The organism is Dyadobacter luteus (genome assembly GCF_003383615.1).
GTDB lineage: Bacteria > Bacteroidota > Bacteroidia > Cytophagales > Spirosomataceae > Dyadobacter > Dyadobacter luteus.
On record NZ_QNUL01000004.1, the window covers coordinates 312,060 to 329,987 of the forward strand.

Sequence of the window (17,928 nt, forward strand, 5' to 3'; positions counted from 1 at the left end):
GTCATTAAACACCATGAAGATGAACATAAAGTCAGTTTTTCAACAAGGCATCCAGGGGGTTACCATCATTAGTGCTTTCTGGCAAACCATCAAGACAACCATTTATCACAATAATATTGTATCCAGGTATTTTGTCATCACCCAAAATAATCTGTGTGCGGATGAATTATGCTGTCCGCAGCAGTTGGTTCTTATACCGTTGATTCACGACAGAAAATTTCATTGAAGAAGCGTAAGAATCCGACATGACAGGCGAGCTCGAAAGGGCGGTTAAATTTTTTGACGGAGCAGTGGCTTAAATGTTCTCTAAGTTTGAGTCCCGCTTTTTTCTGAGTTTCTTGTAAAAGGAAGGTGACAAGCCTGTCACCTTCTTGAACTGATTTGACAAGTGTGATACGCTGCTGTAATGCAATTTGTATGAAATTTCTGTCAGGTTAAGTTCCTGATAAAGAAGTAATTCTTTTACCTTTTCTATTTTATGATAAATGATAAACTGTTGAATATTTATACCATTTACTTCTGAGAATATATTTGAAAGGTAAGTGTAGTCGTAGCCCAGTGTCTCTGCGATGTAGTCCGAATAATTTTTCCTTGGCAGTTCATTTTCGTGATGGATCATTTGAACGATCACGTTTTTTATCTTTTCTATCAAAATACTTCTTTTATCATCCAGTAATTCCAGACCAGACCTGGACAGGTTTTTTTTTAGCATTTCGTGCTGGTCCTGTGCAATATCATCCATGAGATCCACAGCACCAAGGTCAATCCTGCTGTATTGGATGCCGAGGGCTTTCAGCTCTTCCTGTACCAACATTTTGCACCGCAGGCTGACCATGTATTTTATATATATTGTCATGTAAAAACTTCCTTTACGAATAGCTTGCTAAAGCCGGATAGATATAAGTAATATAATCATTTTAGTCTGTAATGTTTGATTTTTGGGCAATTGAAGATTTGATTTATTGGAATAACCAGCATTATCATTGCAGCACTTATCGGTCAGGCCTGCCATCTGTGTGGTAAGCATACCAGATAAATTTGCCGTCTCAACTAATTGTCCGGTTCCGGTTTTATAGGAGATAACTGACAACCGATAGGTTTTACCAGTTTTTAAAATTCATTTTGCTGATGTACACCAACAGTGTGCCCCTTGTCATCTCCAGTCAGGATTGCTTTGATACGGTCAATGTGAATTTGAGAAAGATGAGCTCTCTCCAGCGCTGAATTTTTGATAGCTCCTTTTTGATCTCTGGCAAATGTGAAAAGCATATTTCGCCTTTCTTCGAACATTCTCAGGGCAGTCCACATAGTTTCCTCGATTTTCAGAGCCTGTTCAAGGATCAGATTTTGGGCCGTGTAGGAATGCCCGACATGGCAACGGTAGCGTTTCGAAGAACTATTCTCCATTTCCCATAAGACGCCTCCACATCCAGGACAGTTGAAAGGAACCAGTTCCCCAAGTGCGTTAACGGCAGGCACGTCGCTTAATACGCGTTTGGCGATACGCGTTTCTATGCTTATGTCTTTGGGTATGGGTAACTTTTTATGTGGCATTTCGGCCAGCAAATCATACAGTAGACTTCCCATTTCTGAGAGCGGTAAACAGTAATCCACGTCTACATGATTCAAGGCATTGTTAGGCATGTCCGGGTAATCGGCTTCCTGAGGATCCTGGATCATGCAGATCCCGCCACACCGCTTGATCGCACTCATGCCAGCCGTTCCATCGTCGAGGTATCCTGTTAGCAGAATGCCTATAACATTGTTTGAAAAAACCACAGCTGCTGACCGGAACAAAGGATCAATCGCCGGCCGTGAGCGATTTTCATGTGCGCCTTTAGTGGTAAGAATCCGGTGCTCTTCGTCAATCATCAGATGGTGGTCCGAAGGAGCCAGATAAAGGTGTCCGTTTTCAAGAGTCGAGCCATTCACTGCATGGTGGCATTTTATCATTCCTTGCTTGTTGAGCACTTCGAGAAGTGCATCTCCCGAAGCATCGGCCGCCAGATGCTGTACGACCAGAATAGGGGCTGGGAAGTCATCATGTATCTGTCGTATCAATACCGTGAGAGCCTTCATTCCCCCTGCCGATGTTCCTATCACGACTACTTTTTCTGTTGTATGTTTTTGTTGACTGTGGCTCATGGGTAGATTGTGGACAGGCGAAAGATATGACTCACTGCGGATGTCAGTCGGGCAATAATCCTATGTGTAAGGCGCATTATAAAGAAAGTTCTGTTACAGGAAGATTGATTATGAAAGTGCTTCCTACACCAGGTGTGCTTTCGACCCGTATATTTCCACCAGCTGCATCTATTATTTTTCTTGCCAGGTAAAGGCCGATACCCTGTCCTTCCTGCTCAGTAAGTATCCTTCCGTATTTTTCAAATATTTTTGACAGCCCTGATGGACCGATACCGGCACCGTTATCATGTACTGAAAGTTTGATATAGTCTTCTTTGGTCAGGGCTTCTATTATGATAACCGGATCTCTGTCGGATCTGTACTTGATGCCATTGGAAACCAGATTAAAAAGTATACTCCTCAGGTTTTTCTTTGAGAACTGAATGTGACTGATCTTGAAGTCTCTTTTGATAGTTGCATTATTTTGGTTAATCTTATCAGAGAGGCTCCATTGTATATTATCCATAATATCGTGCAGATCGACCGCTTCTGTAAGAATGGCCTGATCCTCAATTTTAGCAACGGCAGCGATGTCATTGATCAGTCCGCGGAATGTATGTACGGACATGTTGATAATTTCTAAAAAAGGTTCCAATTCCTGGAAACTACCATGCTGCTGATTCATGATACTGATGCTGGCTTCTATGTGACCAAGCGGTGCAAGAAGATCATGTGATGTGGTGTGCACAAAATTATCCAGATCCTGGTTAATCCTCATCAGCACTTCATTTTTTCCTGTCCAGATCCAGCTGTATTGTCTTCAGTTCTGAAACGTCATTAAACGTAACCACAGCGCCTACCCGTTGGCCGCTGATTTGCTGAATATAGGGCATAGTCATGACCTGATACCATTTGCCATCGTGGGTCTGCACTTCACGTGTGATTGTGAGTCCGTCCTCAAGCATCTGCCGGATATCTTCTGTCAGGGTTTCGTATCTGAAATTTGTGGAGATGTTACTCAGAGGTCTTCCCGTATCACTTTCCAGCAGGTTGATCAGCCGGACCGTACCCGGTGAGAAACGTATCAGGCGAAGGTCGTCACTCACGAAAAGCTGGCCATTGGTGTTGCTTCTGAAATAGTTGTTCAGATCATCGTTAAGCTCCAGAAGCTTTTTGTTTTTTAATTCATAATCTGCATTGATGGTGTGCAGCTCTTCATTAACTGACTGCATTTCTTCATTCGTGCTTTGCATTTCCTCATTGGCAGAAAGGAGCTCTTCATTAAAAGACTGCATGTTTTCATTAAGCGAAAACAGCTTTTCGTTGGCCGCGGCTAGCTGTTCTCTGAGTCTTCCGTTTTCATTTTCCAGGGTTTGGGAGTATTTGTCCAGATATAGCTGCTGATCAAAAACGGTAGACTCCGACTGCTCTTGCCAGTCTGTCTGTTCTGTGAACTGCACAACCATAAAACCGTTGCGTCGCCCGTTTTGCAACATAGGACTCACAGAAAGGTCGACTTTTAAGTTTTGCCCGGCTTGCGTTATGATGATATCTGTTACCGTATCTTTCAGTCCACTCTCATTTACTTTGGCACGGATAGCTTTGAATGCGACAAGTAGCGGTCCCGGTAAAAGCTCTGTCAGATCAGCAGTGAAATTTTTTTGAAACAGGAATTTTTCGGTTGGACCATATGATTTTAGCACCCGATTGGTTTCATCAATACAGATAATCAGCCGTTGCTCTTCACTGAAAATGGTTTCATTGATCGCGCTGTCCAATGTCCGGTCGGGGCTTCTGGTGGCTTGCTGCTGGGTAGTGCCAGGCAAGGATGATATGGGTTGGCTGTACTCAGGTATAGAAAATGCCTCGAAGCTTACTGCTGGTGAAGAATCCAGTTTCTGATAAACTTTCCATTTCTTGTCTGCAACCGCGAGGCTTTCTATAATGGGAAGTGGATTTTCACTTGAACCAAGAAACAGATAACCATCTGTTTGCAGGCCGAAAAGTAGCATCTGATATATTTTCTTTTGAAGGGTAGGAGTCATGTAAATCAGTAGATTACGGCAACTGATCAGATGGATATTACAGTAGGGCGGATTTTTAACCAGATCGTGCCGGGCAAAAATCACCATTCTGCGGATATGGGCAGTAACCTTATATTGATCTCCTTCTGCGACAAAATACTTTTGTATATAGGAGGGAGACATCCGCGCCAGGGTCGCCTCGCTGTAAACGCCCTTTGCCGCATGTGCGAGCGAGGCTACGTCAATATCGGTAGCAAAAATCTTTACCTGGTGTTCTTGCGAGCTGCCTTCCAGGAGTTCACTGACCATAATGGCCATCGAATAGGCTTCTTCGCCAGTAGCACAGCCTGTTACCCAGATTCTGATTTCCTGGCCAGCGGTAAGGCTGGCCATAATGGCAGGAAGCACTCTTTGCTCCACGAAAGTGAAAGCTTCTGGATCTCTGAAAAATGCAGTTACGCTAATCAGAAAATCCTTGGCGAGCGCTTCAATTTCGCGAGGGTCGCCTTTGGCAAAATCAAAGTAATTTCTAAGTCGCTCGAAGTTATTATAGGCAGCACGCCTTTTGATGCGTCTGAGAATCGTAGTCTGCTTGTAATCTGAAAAATCAAGTGGCAGCTGTTGATGGATCAGTTCTATGAGTTCAGCCATACCTTCCTCGTCAGAGATGTTGGTCACCAGAAGCTCGATTTCCCGTTTGATATAATCTTCTATCACATCTGGCATCGATTCGGGCTCCAGGATAAAATCCACCATACCGGTCGCGACAGCATTGGAAGGCATACTGCTAAATTCAGTGGTTTCAGGATTTCTTGCAATCACCATCCCTCCGGCTTTTTTGATGGCCTTCACCCCTAAGCTGCCGTCCGAACCAAGACCTGATAATATAATTCCGATCGCTTTTTGCCTGTAATCAGAAGCCAGAGAGCAAAAGAAGGTATTGATTGTCAGGTGCGGGCCACGTGCAGTTATTTTATCGCTTAAATACAACCGCCCGCCTTTAACTGACATAAATTTATTACCTGGGATCACGTAAACACAATTGGTTTGCAGAATCATACCGTCGCCTGCTGTTATCATGGTAAGCCTGTTATGCCCCGACAATACTTCTGTCAATCTGCTTTCATAGTCTGAGGACAGGTGTTGAACTACCACGTAGCAAACGCCGTCCAGCGGCGTATTTTCAAAAAAAGAAATAAGCTCATCCAGTCCACCGGCCGATGCACCGATAGCAATGATGTGGTGGGGTTCGATTGTATTCATATGTGGGTAAGGTTGGTGATATTTATGGCAAAATTTCAGTCAGATCTGCATGATTTATGCGAACCATCGCTAAAAATTATTGGGGGCAGCACACTTTTTCCAGTATTCTACTATGACTTTTATCGTATCCTTTAAATCATCTACAGAGTTTTGTTTTAAAAAAAAGCCCTGTATAGAGTTGCTGTAAGCATCGATCACCATTCTTTGACTTACTGCAGTAGAAAAAAACAGGTACGGTATACACTTAAGGCTGAGTTGTTCATCCGTGTGCAGTTTCTGTCTGAGTTCAATGCCATCCAGCCGCGGCATGTTAATATCTGACAGGATCAAAAACGGCGCTATGTTATCACCGTGCAGATACTCCAGGGCGGCCAGGCCGTCAGGAAGATAAACCCTTTTATTGGGGTAGCCAAGTGAGCTGAAAACTTCTTCGAGCAGAAACTGATCGTCCTCATCATCTTCGATGATTATTATTTCTCCATCTTTATTCATTTCTTTATCAGGTCAGATTCAGCCTTCATTTACAATAACTAAGCCACTAAGTATTTAGCGGATACTTTAAAGCTATGTGCAGAAGGCACCTGTGAACAGCGTGTGAGTGGTATCAGAGCGATCTGGTCATCAGAATGAAGCATGCCGCTGTTTTGATGAGCGGTCTGCCAAAGCACTTTATTGCGACTGGGTTACGTATATTAGTCCAGGTTAGACTGGTGAGCCTGTTGCCGGCGGTAAAAGACTCGTTTTTGAATTGAGGAGCTGTTATAATGACTTTGTCGTAGTCTGACGGAGCAGTTTTGTGAGACTGCAAATAAGAGGCAGGCAGATGCTTGTTGTCAGAGAAGAGCTAATTGGTTTCTGGTAGCCTGCCACCAGATTTTGTCGAAAAATCACTTAGCGTAAAACTTCAGGTTTTCCCGTTATCGGCACTTACTTTCCCATACACTGCCCCATATGCGTTGAGAATAAACTGCTTCAGTCCATCATGCGTCTGTCGGGCCATGGTTTATACATGGAACGGTTGTTGGACACGCTCTGGTTTAGCTGCAAATTGTAACCTATGAAAAGTCTTGCTGATATCACTGAGCTGATCCAGAATACAACCAAAGTTTTGATGAATGGTTCAGAAGAACAAGTCGCCGCCAAAGCTGGCATTGAGCTGATCGACCAATGGGTGGTTCTGTTATCGGAAAGTGAAAATACCTTGCCCATAGCCAGTCAGCTCACCACGCTGAAAGAATTGATTACTGCCAATCATGCAGATTCGGCTGCCATAGTGGATCAAATGGGAAAGGTGGCTGCCAAAGTGTTAATTCTTACTTCTGAGACAGGGGCAGAAGGACCAGTCCCTTCATTACTTGCAGCATTGGCCGCTGCTTTACGAATGAGTGCGGTATATCATAATACAGACTAAGCCTGCGAGCTGATTTTTTTCCGGCGGGCGGGACAGTAATCAATATTAAAACCAACAAACATGAGAATGGCGGCAAGTAAGGAAAATCACAGACATGATTTCGGTCAGAGTATCTGGCGGGATGGTATCAGGCATCAGACACCGCTTCAGGAGTTTATAGAAGCATTCATGCTCAACCATGAACTGATGGAGCGGCTACAGTCTGCAATGTACATGTACCCGGTTATATTGTCGGGCGAGCACTATTGGAGGACCATTTCTGAAAATGGTATTGACTTTGATTACCCTGAGCGAATAAAGGGAAAGCTTGGATGTTTGATTACATTCTCACGTATTATGGGAGAAACAGAAGTATTATGCGTAATCAACTTAAACAGAAATGAGCCTTTTTCTGTGTATGTTACCCTGGACAATGAGCTGCATCCCACAGGCTCGAAGATGACCAGCCTGAATACTTCTGCAGGTTTCCCTCAGGAGCTAAACGTAGAAGATAGAAATGGGAAAGCGATCCGGGTTACGGTTCCTGCCCGGGGGCTTGTAATGTATAGGTAAGCCTTAGACTCAGACAGGTGCATGGGTCTGGACCAGACATGCACCTGTATCAATTGGGTTCTCTCCGATTCAATCACCAATGATTTGCATATACATTCATATATATACATGTATGAATGCATGTCCAGCAAAATACAACCACAGCATCATCTCTGGATTAAAAAAGTTTCTTCTCAGCGCCAGCAGACCCTACTCTGCAACACCAGCGCTTGCTAAGCCATGCTGCTGTAATTTAACTGATTAAATAGCGACCATCTGCGAATGCTGCGGGTGGTATAATCTGTTATTTGTATCTGAATAGTTAAAAAATATATTGATTAAGTTCTGTTATTAATCATTTGTTAACTATTTCTTAATTGCTCATCTCTTGCTTTGCCTGCAGAATTCGACTCCGCAGGCCGCCTTGCCGTGCTCCGAATTGCTTCCATGTTTTATTTAAAGTTAACCCCAGACCCTTGCCTATGATCGGTAGATGACCGTACAGACGATTCACTCAAAACTATTTGTATTGCTTGTTCAATCAAATCAATCCTCACCAATTAATAAATATGACAAATCAATTTTTACAGCAAAACAGCATCAAACCTTTTGCGAGAGTTTTGCGGCAGATGATTTTCATTCTGTCTGCAATGCTTTCCTTTCAGGCTTTTGCACAAAATCAGCCGCCAGTATCCGGCGAAACGATTATCGTTGGATCAATAAATGATGAAAAAGATCAGCCGGTGCCCGGAGCAAGTGTGGTGTTGAAAGGATCCATGAAAGGAACAACTACGGATTCGGAGGGGAAATTTTCTTTGAGCATTCCTAAATCAGGATCAATCCTGGTCGTCAGTTTCCTTGGTTACAAAAGACAGGAAATTGAAGTGGGCAGTAAGACTACATTTCAGATCAAACTGGAATTGAGTACAGATGAGCTTCAGGAAGTGGTTGTAGTCGGTTACGGTACGCAGCGCAAACAGACTTTGACCGGCGCTATTTCGAATATCGTATCAGAAGCCATCAAGACTACTACCCACAGTAGTCTGGCCCAAAGCCTGCAAGGGAAAGTTCCGGGTGTTCAGATCCGTCAGAACTCTGGTGAGCCGGGATCATTCAGTACCAGTATCAACATCCGTGGATTTGGCGAGCCATTGTACGTAGTCGATGGGGTTGCAAGGGATGGCGGCTATGAATTCCAGAAGATCAATCCTGATGATATTGAAAGTATTTCTGTGCTTAAAGATGCGTCTGCTGCTATTTTCGGGATTCGGGCAGGGAATGGCGTTGTAATTGTAACCACTAAAAAGGGCTCAAAAGGCAAGCCAAAATTTAGCTATAACGCGGTTTATGGCAGGCAGAGCCCTACAGATGTGCCAAGGATGACCAACGCTTACCAATGGGCACAGATGCGTAACGATGCGGCCAGAAATCTGGGCGAGAATCCTGTTTATACTTCTGAGGAAGTCGAGAAGTTCAGGGCAGGTGCCGCGGGATATGAAAGTACCGACTGGTACAATCAGGTTCTGAATAAGTCAGCATCTCAGACGCAGCACTTTATCTCAGCATCCGGTGGGGAAGGAGCAGCCACCTATTTCACAAGCTTTGGCTACCAGAATGAAAACGGGCTTTTAAAAAGTGGCGATATGGGCTACAAGAAATATACCTTCCGTACCAATGTCGGCATTGATCTGACCAAAAACCTGAAGGCGGACCTGATCCTGTCAGGACTTTTTGATAAAAGACTACAGCCCGGAGACAACTTCTTTAATATCTACAAAGGAACACGTATCGCCCTGCCTACTGAGCGGCCCTTTGCCAACGACAACCCCAGGTATCCGGCTTTGCTAAGCGGTGGCTATAACCCGGTTGCTCTTGCAGATGGAGACCTGACGGGCTATAACGAAGAGGTCAATAAGTTCTTTCAGTCTACTTTCGCGCTGACCTACTCGGTGCCATTTGTTCCAGGGCTTAAAATCAAAGGTCTTGTAGCTTATGATAGTAATAACTACCGCGCAAAATCGGTCTCCAAAAGCTATAATCTGTACACCTACGATGCTGCTACAGATAAGTACACCGCACATCAGCAGCGCAACCCATCCAGAATCGGAAACAACTTTTCGGATAATAACCGTATTACGTTCCAGGGACAACTATTTTATAATACTGTCATTGCCAAAAATCATAATCTGGGCGCGACGCTGGTCTACGAACAGCAGGAATCTAAAAACCGTTGGGCCGGTCTTGGAAGAGAGTATGCTTTTTTTACCAACGACCAGATTGATCAGGCCGGTCTGAACAACCAGACTACGAGTGGTTCTGAAAGCGAGTATGCCAGTCAGTCACTGGTGGGTCGTTTGAATTATGACTTCAAAGAAAAATATCTGCTTGAAATAGCAGCCCGCTACGATGGTTCTTACCGGTATCATCCTGACCGCAGATGGGGATTGTTTCCGGTGGTTTCTGCCGGATGGCGGGTAACGGAGGAAAATTTCATGAAAAGTATTCCTTTGATTTCAACGCTGAAGCTGAGAGGTTCTTACGGGCTTGTAGGCGCTGATGCAGGCGCGCCGTTCCAGTATGTACCAGGTTTCTCTCTTTCTGGCGGCGGTGGTTATGAATTCACCAATGGGAATTACACCACCGGGGCGGCATCACCTGCCATCGTAAATGAGAAGCTGACCTGGTTTAAATCCATCATACAGGACGTGGGGGTTGATATTGGGCTGTGGGACAATAAAATAGATCTGACTTTTGATGTCTACCAAAGAGACCGTAAAGGTCTGTTGGCAAGAAGAAATGTATCGCTTCCCAATACATTCGGAGGCACGCTTCCTGATGAGAACCTAAATAGTGACCGCGTAAGAGGGATTGAATTTTCTGCCGGCTACAACGGTCAGATCAGAGACTTCAAATATGGTATTTCAGGAAACTTCAATTTCGCCCGTACGATGAACCGTTACGTGGAAAGGGGGGACTTTCTGAGTAGTATGGATAGATGGCGCAGTGGGGCGGCCAACCGCTGGAACGATGTCGTATGGGCCTATCAGTTAGAAGGTCAGTTTCAAAATAAGGACGAGGTGATTTATGCGCCGATTCAGAACGGAGATTTGGGCAATACAAGAGAGCTGCCGGGAGATTTCAAGTACAAAGATGTGGATGGTAACGGTATAATAGATGGAAACGATGCCATGCCACTTTTCTTTGGCGGCGATCCTAAAATGTACTATGGTGTGACGCTGAACGCGTCCTACAAGGGTTTTGACTTCACGGCTCTGTTTCAGGGATCGGGTAAATACAGTGTCCGTTTCCGGGAAGTGTACGCAGAGGTATTCGCTTTCCGTGGTAACACGCCTGAATATTTCTATGACAGATGGCATTTGTCGGATGATAACCAGTGGATTGGCGGTAGCTGGCCTGCTTCACGGTTTAACTACAACGTAGGAGCCATCTACGCAGAAAGTTCAGCATGGCGTAAGGACGCATCCTATCTCCGCTTCAAAAGCGCGCAATTGGGCTACACCGTGAAGCTGGAATGGCTTAAGAAAGCAGGTATAGAAAATGTGCGTGTTTATGCGAATGCGCATAACATTTTCACATGGGCAGACTCTTTCGTGAAGCCATTTGACCCGGAAAAAATCGAAGGACTATTTGGTGCAGGCCTTACCTATCCGGTCACCAGAAGCTACAACTTTGGTATAAACGTCACATTCTAAGACTTGATAAATATGAAACTATTCAGATATATATTGCTGCTGCCGGCATTGTTCGCGCTTAGCTGCGGGGATGTTTTAGACAAGCAGCCGCTGGACAAATTACAAGGTGAGAATCTGTTCTCAAATCCCGAGGGTGTCAAGCTCTACATGGCCAATTTGTACTACCAGCTTCCGATTGAAGATTTTACTTTTTTCAGACAAGGATTCAACTGGAATACAGGTGATCCCAACAATGGTGGTTTTGCTCCGGCGATGGTCACTGATGAAGCTGTGCATACTGAGTTCGGAGATTTTATTGGCAACGATGATTTTCAGTGGTGGGATCAGGGCTATAAGCTGATCCGTGATACCAATATCCTTATTGACATTATACCCACACTGACTGTTCCCGAAGCTGAAACCAAGGCGTTGATCGGCGAGAGCGCATTCATCCGCGCTTACGCCTATTTCGCACTTGCTAAGCGTTATGGAGGGGTTCCTTTGATTACCTCGGTTCAAAAGTACGAAGGTGACGTCGACGCTTTAAAAGTACCCAGAAGTACCGAGAAGCAGACTTGGGATTTTGTACTGAAAGAATGCGATGTGGCTATTCAGAATTTGAATGAATCCTGGCCTGGCGGAGAACGCCGTGCTACAAAATGGGTTGCCTATGCGCTTAAATCCAGAGTGGCTCTTCACGCAGCTTCACTGGCCAAGTACTCCGACAGGGCTCCGATTTCTGGACCTGCAGTGGAACAGAAGCTGGTGGGGCTCGACAAGTCGGCAGCTGCAGAGTACTACAAAGCCGCTATAGAGGCGTCAGAAGCATTGATCAACTCCGGTAAGTTTTCGCTCTACAAACCCTCGCCTGCATCCGTAGAGGAAGCTGCAGAGAACTACAGAAAGCTCTTTGAAGATCCCAATATTGCGCCAACAGAAGTGATTTTCATTAAAGGTTACGCAAGACCGGGCTCAGGAACGGGGCATAATTATGGAATATGGTTTCAGCCTAACCAAACAGCAAACGGCTGGCCGCATCCGGGCCGCATGAACCCGACACTTGATCTGATAGATGCCTATGAAAGCTACAGCGATCCGGGTAAAAGTGCGCCTGTTATTACCACAGAAACAGGTAATGATGTCAATGATTATAATGGTTTCAACCCCTCAAAAAATTACAAACGCTACGATGATCCGGCAGGCATTTACAAAGACAAGGATGCCCGGCTTTGGGCGACTGCGATACTACCCGGAACAGCGTGGAAAGGTCAGAAAATCATCATTCAGGCTGGCTTTATCAAACCGGACGGCAACGCTCAGCTCTTCGGAGGAGAACCTGTTAATGCAAACGGCAGGACCTACTATCCGTACGGGGCGGCAGACCGGACTCAGTATTCAGGGTTTGATACCTGGGGCGGTAACAATACAAGGACTGGCGTAAGCTTCAAGAAGTTTCTGAATGAATCTGTGAATGTAGCGCCGGGGTGGAATCAGACTGTGTCGGACTGGGCAGACTTCCGTTATGCTGAAATCCTTCTGATTTATGCGGAAGCCGTCGTGGAGAGCGGAACAGGCTCAGCTGTGAACGGAGCAAAGGCGCTTAATGAGATCCGCCGCCGTGCGGGACACACCAGGGACATACCACTGACGGTAGAAAACGTGATCCGTGAAAGAAAAGTAGAGCTTGCCTTTGAAAATAAACGGTTCTGGGATCTGATCAGGAGACGTGAGTATCATACTCTTTTCAACAATACACTCCGTCATGCACTGGTGCCGGTTTTAGACCTGAGAGTTTCACCTGCCAAATACATTTTTATCCGTCAGGCGATTCAAAGGATGAACCCTACCACATTTGAGTACAGACAGTATTACAGGTATATACCAGGCATCGGAGCGAACGGCTTGGTTCAGAATCCACAGTATTAGAAAATAGAGACAATATTAAATTTGGAAATGATGAAAAATATAAAATTATGTCTGTCCGTGCTGGTATTGGTTCTGGCATTAAGTGGCTGCTCAATAGATAACTATCCCGCGCCCGATGCGCAGCTGCATGGAACGTTTCTGGACATAGAGACCAATGAGCCGGTTGAACAGGACATCATCCGTGGCAGCACCATAGAGTTTGTCGAACATGGTTATGCCTCTGAAACCAAGCAGGTCATGGTTGTCCGCAATGATGGTAGCTATCGTAATAACCTGATTTTTTCAAATACGTATACGATCACGCCCGTCAGGGGTAATTTTGTTCCGGCAGAACCTCAGCAGGTAAATGTGAAAGGGGATACACAGCTGGATTTTAAGGTGCAGCCTTATATCAGGATTAAAGAAGCGAAAATTGAGAAATCGGGAAACAAAGTGATTGCCAGTTTCAAATTACAGCAGACAGTGATCAATAATGTAAAAAAGATCGGGTTGTACGCGCATCCCGAGCCCAATGTCGGAGAGCCCATGCGTACTGTTATGGCTGATCAGGAAATCAATACAGTTGCTGACCCCAATAAAGTTTATAGACTTGAAATTGATCTGCCATCCAACAGCAGCAATCTTAAAGCGGGTAGCCAGTACTTTTTCCGCATAGGTGCGCTGATAGATGCGCCGGAGTCGAAGTACAATTATGCCAAAGCGGTAAGACTTTCACTCTGATTCGACAGACCTTCCGTTGTAAACGTTTTACAGGGGAAGGTCTTCAATTTTTACTTCAAACCTTTAACTTTTTATTGATGAAAATACTGAAACTACTTTGTCTGTTCTCTACTTTATATATCAGCTGCACTGCCAACGAAAGTCAGATAGAAACACCAAAACCTGTTCAGGAAGTTGTTTACGATCAGACGGGTATTCTTTTTCCAAGTTACAAAGGACTTGTGATGGCAGGCTATCAGGGCTGGTTTACAGCGGAAGGTGACGGGGCAGGCCGCGGTTGGCATCATTATCAGAAAAATGGAAAATTCGAGCCCGGCTTTGCCTCCATCGACTTCTGGCCTGATGTGACAGATTATGAAAAAACCTATCAGACCGCTTTCAAATATGCCAACGCAGAAAGTGCAAAGGTATACAGCCCTTACGACGAGGAAAGTGTTGACCTGCATTTCAAATGGATGCAGGAGCATAATATCGATGGTGTCTACATGCAGCGCTTTGTAAGTGAGGTCAAGTCTGAAAGTGGTAAGAGACATTTTAACAAGGTGCTGGCCAATGCACTGAAAGCTTCCAGAAAATATAAGAGAGCTATCAGTGTGATGTACGATCTGAGCGGGTCAACGTCTTCAGACATGAATTTTATTGCCAAAGACTGGCAGGAATTGCAAAATACATTTAAGCTGTATGACAATAAAGAAAACCCGACATATCTGCGTCACAACGGCCGTCCGCTGCTTGCCATCTGGGGCGTAGGGTTCAATGACGGTAGAAAGTACACGACTGCAGACGTACATAAACTAGTAGATCAGATCAAAGGCCCCACCAAAAAAGCTTCTATTCTGCTGGGTGTTCCTTATTACTGGCGCACTTTGAGCACGGATACAGAAAGCTCGCCAGCGCTTCACGAGCTGATCAAAACAGTAGATGTGATCATGCCCTGGGCGGTGGGCAGATACAATAGCTCAACTTACACATCTGTCGCAGGCACTACGCTGCCCGGCGATTTACTTTGGTGCAAAGCCAACAAAATCGACTATGCTCCTTTGGTGTTTCCAGGCTTTAGCTGGGGGAATCTGAAAAATGATAAAACGCTTTACAACCAGATACCAAGAGCAAAAGGCGATTTTTTGTGGCAACAAATCGCCGGTGCCAGGATGTCGGGTGCAGAGGCTTTGTATGTAGCCATGTTCGATGAGGTAGATGAAGGGACAGCGATTTTTAAAACAAAAAAGGAAGGTGCAACTCCACTGAACGCAGACGGCAAATTTGTCGGAATTGAGCCGGAACTGGAATCGGATTACTACCTGTGGCTGACCGGACAGGGAGCAAGCTGGTTTCATGGCAGCAAAGAATTCGGCCCTCAAAAACCAGACAGGGTCAGGTAGCAGTTGCAGCCCCTAAGCCCAATGCCCCACGCCCTAAACCCCACGCCCTTTCACGAAAGCAGCACTTCTGGCATATCCATTTGGAAATCCTCTCCGTAAATCCTGCTGTATTCTCTGGCAAAATTCTCATAAGTAGTTTTTGCCAGAGAATGTTTGCCCAGGTGCGCCAGCGCCTTGCATTTGATAATCATCGCTTCTTCATTAACAGGATCAAAGTAGAAAACATAATTGGCAAGCTCGACGAGAAATTCAGCATCCTGAGCTATTTTCATCGTAGCTGCAAACCCCAGATAGCTATCTATAATCTCATTTGAAATCTCTGATTTGAATGAATCCAGCCATTCGTATTCAACGTTCGCAAGAAAATTGCCACGTTTAGTAATCGCGGCCAGTTCCACAATCTTTTCTCTGCTCAGTGATTTCTTATTTCTGATCAGTGAAAGATAATGCGTATAGTCGACGTGAATTTTTTCGTAGTCAATATTGATTTTCCAATATCCCGTTTCCTTTGAAACCTGGCAGTACTTCATCTTATCAAGAATTCCTTTCAGCTTGGCAATATTCACAGAGCGGTTGTTACGGGCACTTTCAGAGGTCTTATCAAACCAGAGCAGTTCTTTTAGCTTTTCGGAGCTGATGCCTTCCCAACGGATTGTGTATAGCAGTATTACCAAAAACAGCTCCTTAACCAGCGGGCTGAACTGCCGCGTGATCTCCTGGCCGTCCTGATCAAACAATTGCAGATTTCCGAACAGAAATACGCTGCTGTGTAAGGGCTGCGTGGTTGCCGGGTCGGCAGTAGCAACGTGTGCCGGTACTTTGTTTTCAATCTCAGTTGGCACAGTAGCCGGTGTGGCTGCCTGCGGTTCGAAAGCAGCCGCAGGCTTGTTGCCCCTTGCGGATACCCTGTAATAGATATATACTCCTGAGATAAGACAAACAGCAGCTGCCAAAATCCACCAAAGGTTGTCAGCCCCGGCTGTCTGCCGGGTTGCAGCAGACTCAATAGATTGCAGTGGAGGAGCATTTAAGGTATACACAGATACCTTGGTTTGACCATTTTCACTATGATTGAGCGCAACAGCTACAAATCTGTTTGTGGCGTAGTCAAAAAACAAATCGGCAAAGGAATGTATGTCTGTAAACTGATACGGAATTTTTGATCCGACCGGCTGAAAATCCGGCTTTGTAAGAGAACCTTTGATAAGCTGCAGATCCGAATTGAATTTATCCTTAGGGAAAATAAGACTGTAAAAAGAGTTTTCCTGATCACAAACGATCAACGAATTGCAAAAAACAAAGTCTTCTTTCGGAGCGGGCAGCTCATAGCGCCGGGTAAAAGTTGCTGATTTTGTATCGAAAAACAGCAGATCATACCAATTTCTGGGGTTCAGAATCTGCTGACCTGTCACGCTTCCGTAGCCGCCAAGCATGTAAGCCCCGTTTTTGCCCGCGCCAAGGGCGGCCAGATACCGGGGAGTGAATACAGAGTCTTTTTGGTAGTGTTCTGTCCACACACCCGAGGGCAGGTGGTAGCGTTGCACATTGTTTTTATAGGTCAGATGTCCATATCCTCCCATGATATAAATGGAGGAGTCCTGCGGTGAATAGAACTTATTGGCAAGCAGAAACTGAGTTTTCACCACCGGCGCCGGCCCTTGTTTGTCCCACGAGTTTGTTTTTAAATCAAAAGTCGAAACCTGTTTTTCATTCGTGTAGATATGATAAAGTTTGCTGTTTTTCTGATCGAAAAGTAGCTGGTCATCCACATATACGGGCTGCTGTCCCGCAGCGTGCTTATAAGAAACCGACCTGTTAGAAGCGAGATTGTAGGCGATCGTGGAGTCCGAACACAGCATGTAAAGAGTGCCCTTGCTTGCATCAAAACCAAGCCTGACGTAGCCCGGCAGAGTTTGGGATCTTGCCAGTTGCCATTCGTAGTGAAGTTTTTTGATCCATACCGGGTTAGATACAAGTCCATTCTTTTTTTGAATTTCTTCTGTGACCTGATCAGTATCCGTCTGATTGAGAGGGAATCGGTAGACCGGCTCATTGTTTTCAGAAATGACAATGTTTCTGATCTTCATCGGGGGCACATCTGTGGACTTGAAATCTTTGTAGGTGTTTGCTCCGAAAAGAATCTTGAAGCGTGGTTTCTCAGAAAGCGTAAGCGGTTGGGAGAATGTCTTCTTGCCATACGTTATCTGAAGGCTTTTTTTATCCCTGATGAATTTCAGGCTGATCCTGTTCCACTTTTTGTACAGGTCATCGTTGGGGAAATCAAAAGAGTAAGAGGAGAATTTGTCGCCAATTACGAGTTTGAAGTGAGGGTTGTCTGTACTGTTATCGCAGACCAGGTCAATATTTTGCCTGTCATTTTCGATCATTCTGAGAATATATCCGAAGTAAATTTTTTTGTCTGTAAGAAAAGAAAGGTCAAAACAGAGTTCAAAATCTTTCTCAAAACAAAACGTGTTGTCAGGGCTCAGATCAAGGCCCGTTCTTTTATCCTGCACTACTTCGTAGCTGTCAAAACCAAGGCCATAGGACTGCGCAGCGCTTTGGTTTGCCAGGCTGAGAAAAACTTCAAGGAAGAAAACTGCAAGTAGGAATCTGAATTTCATAGAACTGTAAGCAGGAAGAATAAAATACTCTTCAGAGATTATTTTAAGCCTTGTTAATCTATTATTAATTGTTTCTTAACCGGACCAACGTTATTTGGCCACTCCATTACGAAGCCGAGATATAACATTTTGCATTTAAAGTTAAACAATAGTAGGTGTTTACTCGTAATTGCGTCAAGCTATTTCCTGCTAAAATGACAGATATCTAACTTACGGGTAATATAGTAACCA

12 protein-coding genes are annotated in these 17,928 nt (G+C 44.8%); 6 read left to right on the forward strand and 6 right to left on the reverse strand.

All coding sequences use genetic code 11. The features are described 5' to 3' along the window. Window positions 1-295 precede the first annotated feature (295 nt). The 5 genes from DSL64_RS08080 to DSL64_RS08100 form a co-directional block, all read right to left on the reverse strand. Window positions 296-856: a helix-turn-helix domain-containing protein gene (locus DSL64_RS08080; protein ID WP_115830167.1), complete on the reverse strand. Its 561-nt coding sequence runs from the start codon at window positions 854-856 to the stop codon at window positions 296-298. A 254-nt stretch (window positions 857-1,110) separates the two neighbouring features. Continuing rightward, window positions 1,111-2,145 carry a chemotaxis protein CheB gene (locus DSL64_RS08090; RefSeq protein WP_115830169.1) on the reverse strand — a complete coding sequence of 345 codons (1,035 nt, stop codon included), beginning with the start codon at window positions 2,143-2,145 and terminating at the stop codon, window positions 1,111-1,113. Between the two features lie 76 nt (window positions 2,146-2,221). Further along, a complete protein-coding gene (locus DSL64_RS29155) occupies window positions 2,222-2,902 on the reverse strand; it encodes a sensor histidine kinase (protein ID WP_199539346.1) in 681 nt (226 codons plus the stop codon). A 7-nt stretch (window positions 2,903-2,909) separates the two neighbouring features. Beyond that, the gene (locus DSL64_RS08095; protein WP_199539347.1) at window positions 2,910-5,411 is read right to left on the reverse strand and encodes a CheR family methyltransferase; all 2,502 of its coding nucleotides are present in this window, start codon (window positions 5,409-5,411) and stop codon (window positions 2,910-2,912) included. Between the two features lie 69 nt (window positions 5,412-5,480). Then, complete coding sequence (locus DSL64_RS08100; RefSeq protein ID WP_115830170.1) at window positions 5,481-5,903, reverse strand: response regulator; 423 nt, start codon at window positions 5,901-5,903, stop codon at window positions 5,481-5,483. A 565-nt stretch (window positions 5,904-6,468) separates the two neighbouring features. Between DSL64_RS08100 and DSL64_RS08105 the strand changes: the two genes are divergently transcribed. The 6 genes from DSL64_RS08105 to DSL64_RS08130 all read left to right on the forward strand — a co-directional run bounded on the left by DSL64_RS08105 (window position 6,469) and on the right by DSL64_RS08130 (window position 15,073). Continuing rightward, complete coding sequence (locus DSL64_RS08105; RefSeq protein ID WP_115830171.1) at window positions 6,469-6,822, forward strand: hypothetical protein; 354 nt, start codon at window positions 6,469-6,471, stop codon at window positions 6,820-6,822. A gap of 60 nt (window positions 6,823-6,882) precedes the next feature. Continuing rightward, window positions 6,883-7,374 (forward strand): hypothetical protein, encoded by a 492-nt coding sequence (locus DSL64_RS08110; RefSeq protein WP_158547898.1) that lies wholly within the window; start codon window positions 6,883-6,885, stop codon window positions 7,372-7,374. A 548-nt stretch (window positions 7,375-7,922) separates the two neighbouring features. Further along, window positions 7,923-11,066, forward strand: a complete 3,144-nt coding sequence (locus DSL64_RS08115) for a SusC/RagA family TonB-linked outer membrane protein (RefSeq protein WP_229216997.1) — start codon at window positions 7,923-7,925, stop codon at window positions 11,064-11,066. Window positions 11,067-11,078: 12 nt separating this feature from the next. Continuing rightward, complete coding sequence (locus DSL64_RS08120) at window positions 11,079-12,971, forward strand: RagB/SusD family nutrient uptake outer membrane protein (protein WP_115830173.1); 1,893 nt, start codon at window positions 11,079-11,081, stop codon at window positions 12,969-12,971. A gap of 27 nt (window positions 12,972-12,998) precedes the next feature. Further along, entirely contained in the window at window positions 12,999-13,691 is a 693-nt protein-coding gene (locus DSL64_RS08125; RefSeq protein ID WP_115830174.1) for a DUF3823 domain-containing protein, read from the forward strand. Window positions 13,692-13,768: 77 nt separating this feature from the next. Then, entirely contained in the window at window positions 13,769-15,073 is a 1,305-nt protein-coding gene (locus tag DSL64_RS08130) for a glycoside hydrolase family 99 protein (RefSeq protein WP_115830175.1), read from the forward strand. A gap of 50 nt (window positions 15,074-15,123) precedes the next feature. Here DSL64_RS08130 and DSL64_RS08135 read toward each other — a convergent pair whose 3' ends face one another. Then, window positions 15,124-17,697 carry a galactose oxidase gene (locus tag DSL64_RS08135; protein WP_115830176.1) on the reverse strand — a complete coding sequence of 858 codons (2,574 nt, stop codon included), beginning with the start codon at window positions 17,695-17,697 and terminating at the stop codon, window positions 15,124-15,126. Between the last annotated feature and the right edge of the window lie 231 nt (window positions 17,698-17,928).

Coding starts and splice junctions, on each gene's coding strand:
- DSL64_RS08125 (WP_115830174.1), top strand. CDS start 12,999: ATGATGAAAAATATAAAATTATGTCTGTCCGTGCTGGTATTGGTTCTG.
- DSL64_RS29155 (WP_199539346.1), bottom strand. CDS start 2,902: ATGAGGATTAACCAGGATCTGGATAATTTTGTGCACACCACATCACAT.
- DSL64_RS08105 (WP_115830171.1), top strand. CDS start 6,469: ATGAAAAGTCTTGCTGATATCACTGAGCTGATCCAGAATACAACCAAA.
- DSL64_RS08090 (WP_115830169.1), bottom strand. CDS start 2,145: ATGAGCCACAGTCAACAAAAACATACAACAGAAAAAGTAGTCGTGATA.
- DSL64_RS08130 (WP_115830175.1), top strand. CDS start 13,769: ATGAAAATACTGAAACTACTTTGTCTGTTCTCTACTTTATATATCAGC.
- DSL64_RS08135 (WP_115830176.1), bottom strand. CDS start 17,697: ATGAAATTCAGATTCCTACTTGCAGTTTTCTTCCTTGAAGTTTTTCTC.
- DSL64_RS08120 (WP_115830173.1), top strand. CDS start 11,079: ATGAAACTATTCAGATATATATTGCTGCTGCCGGCATTGTTCGCGCTT.
- DSL64_RS08100 (WP_115830170.1), bottom strand. CDS start 5,903: ATGAATAAAGATGGAGAAATAATAATCATCGAAGATGATGAGGACGAT.
- DSL64_RS08115 (WP_229216997.1), top strand. CDS start 7,923: ATGACAAATCAATTTTTACAGCAAAACAGCATCAAACCTTTTGCGAGA.
- DSL64_RS08095 (WP_199539347.1), bottom strand. CDS start 5,411: ATGAATACAATCGAACCCCACCACATCATTGCTATCGGTGCATCGGCC.
- DSL64_RS08080 (WP_115830167.1), bottom strand. CDS start 856: ATGACAATATATATAAAATACATGGTCAGCCTGCGGTGCAAAATGTTG.
- DSL64_RS08110 (WP_158547898.1), top strand. CDS start 6,883: ATGAGAATGGCGGCAAGTAAGGAAAATCACAGACATGATTTCGGTCAG.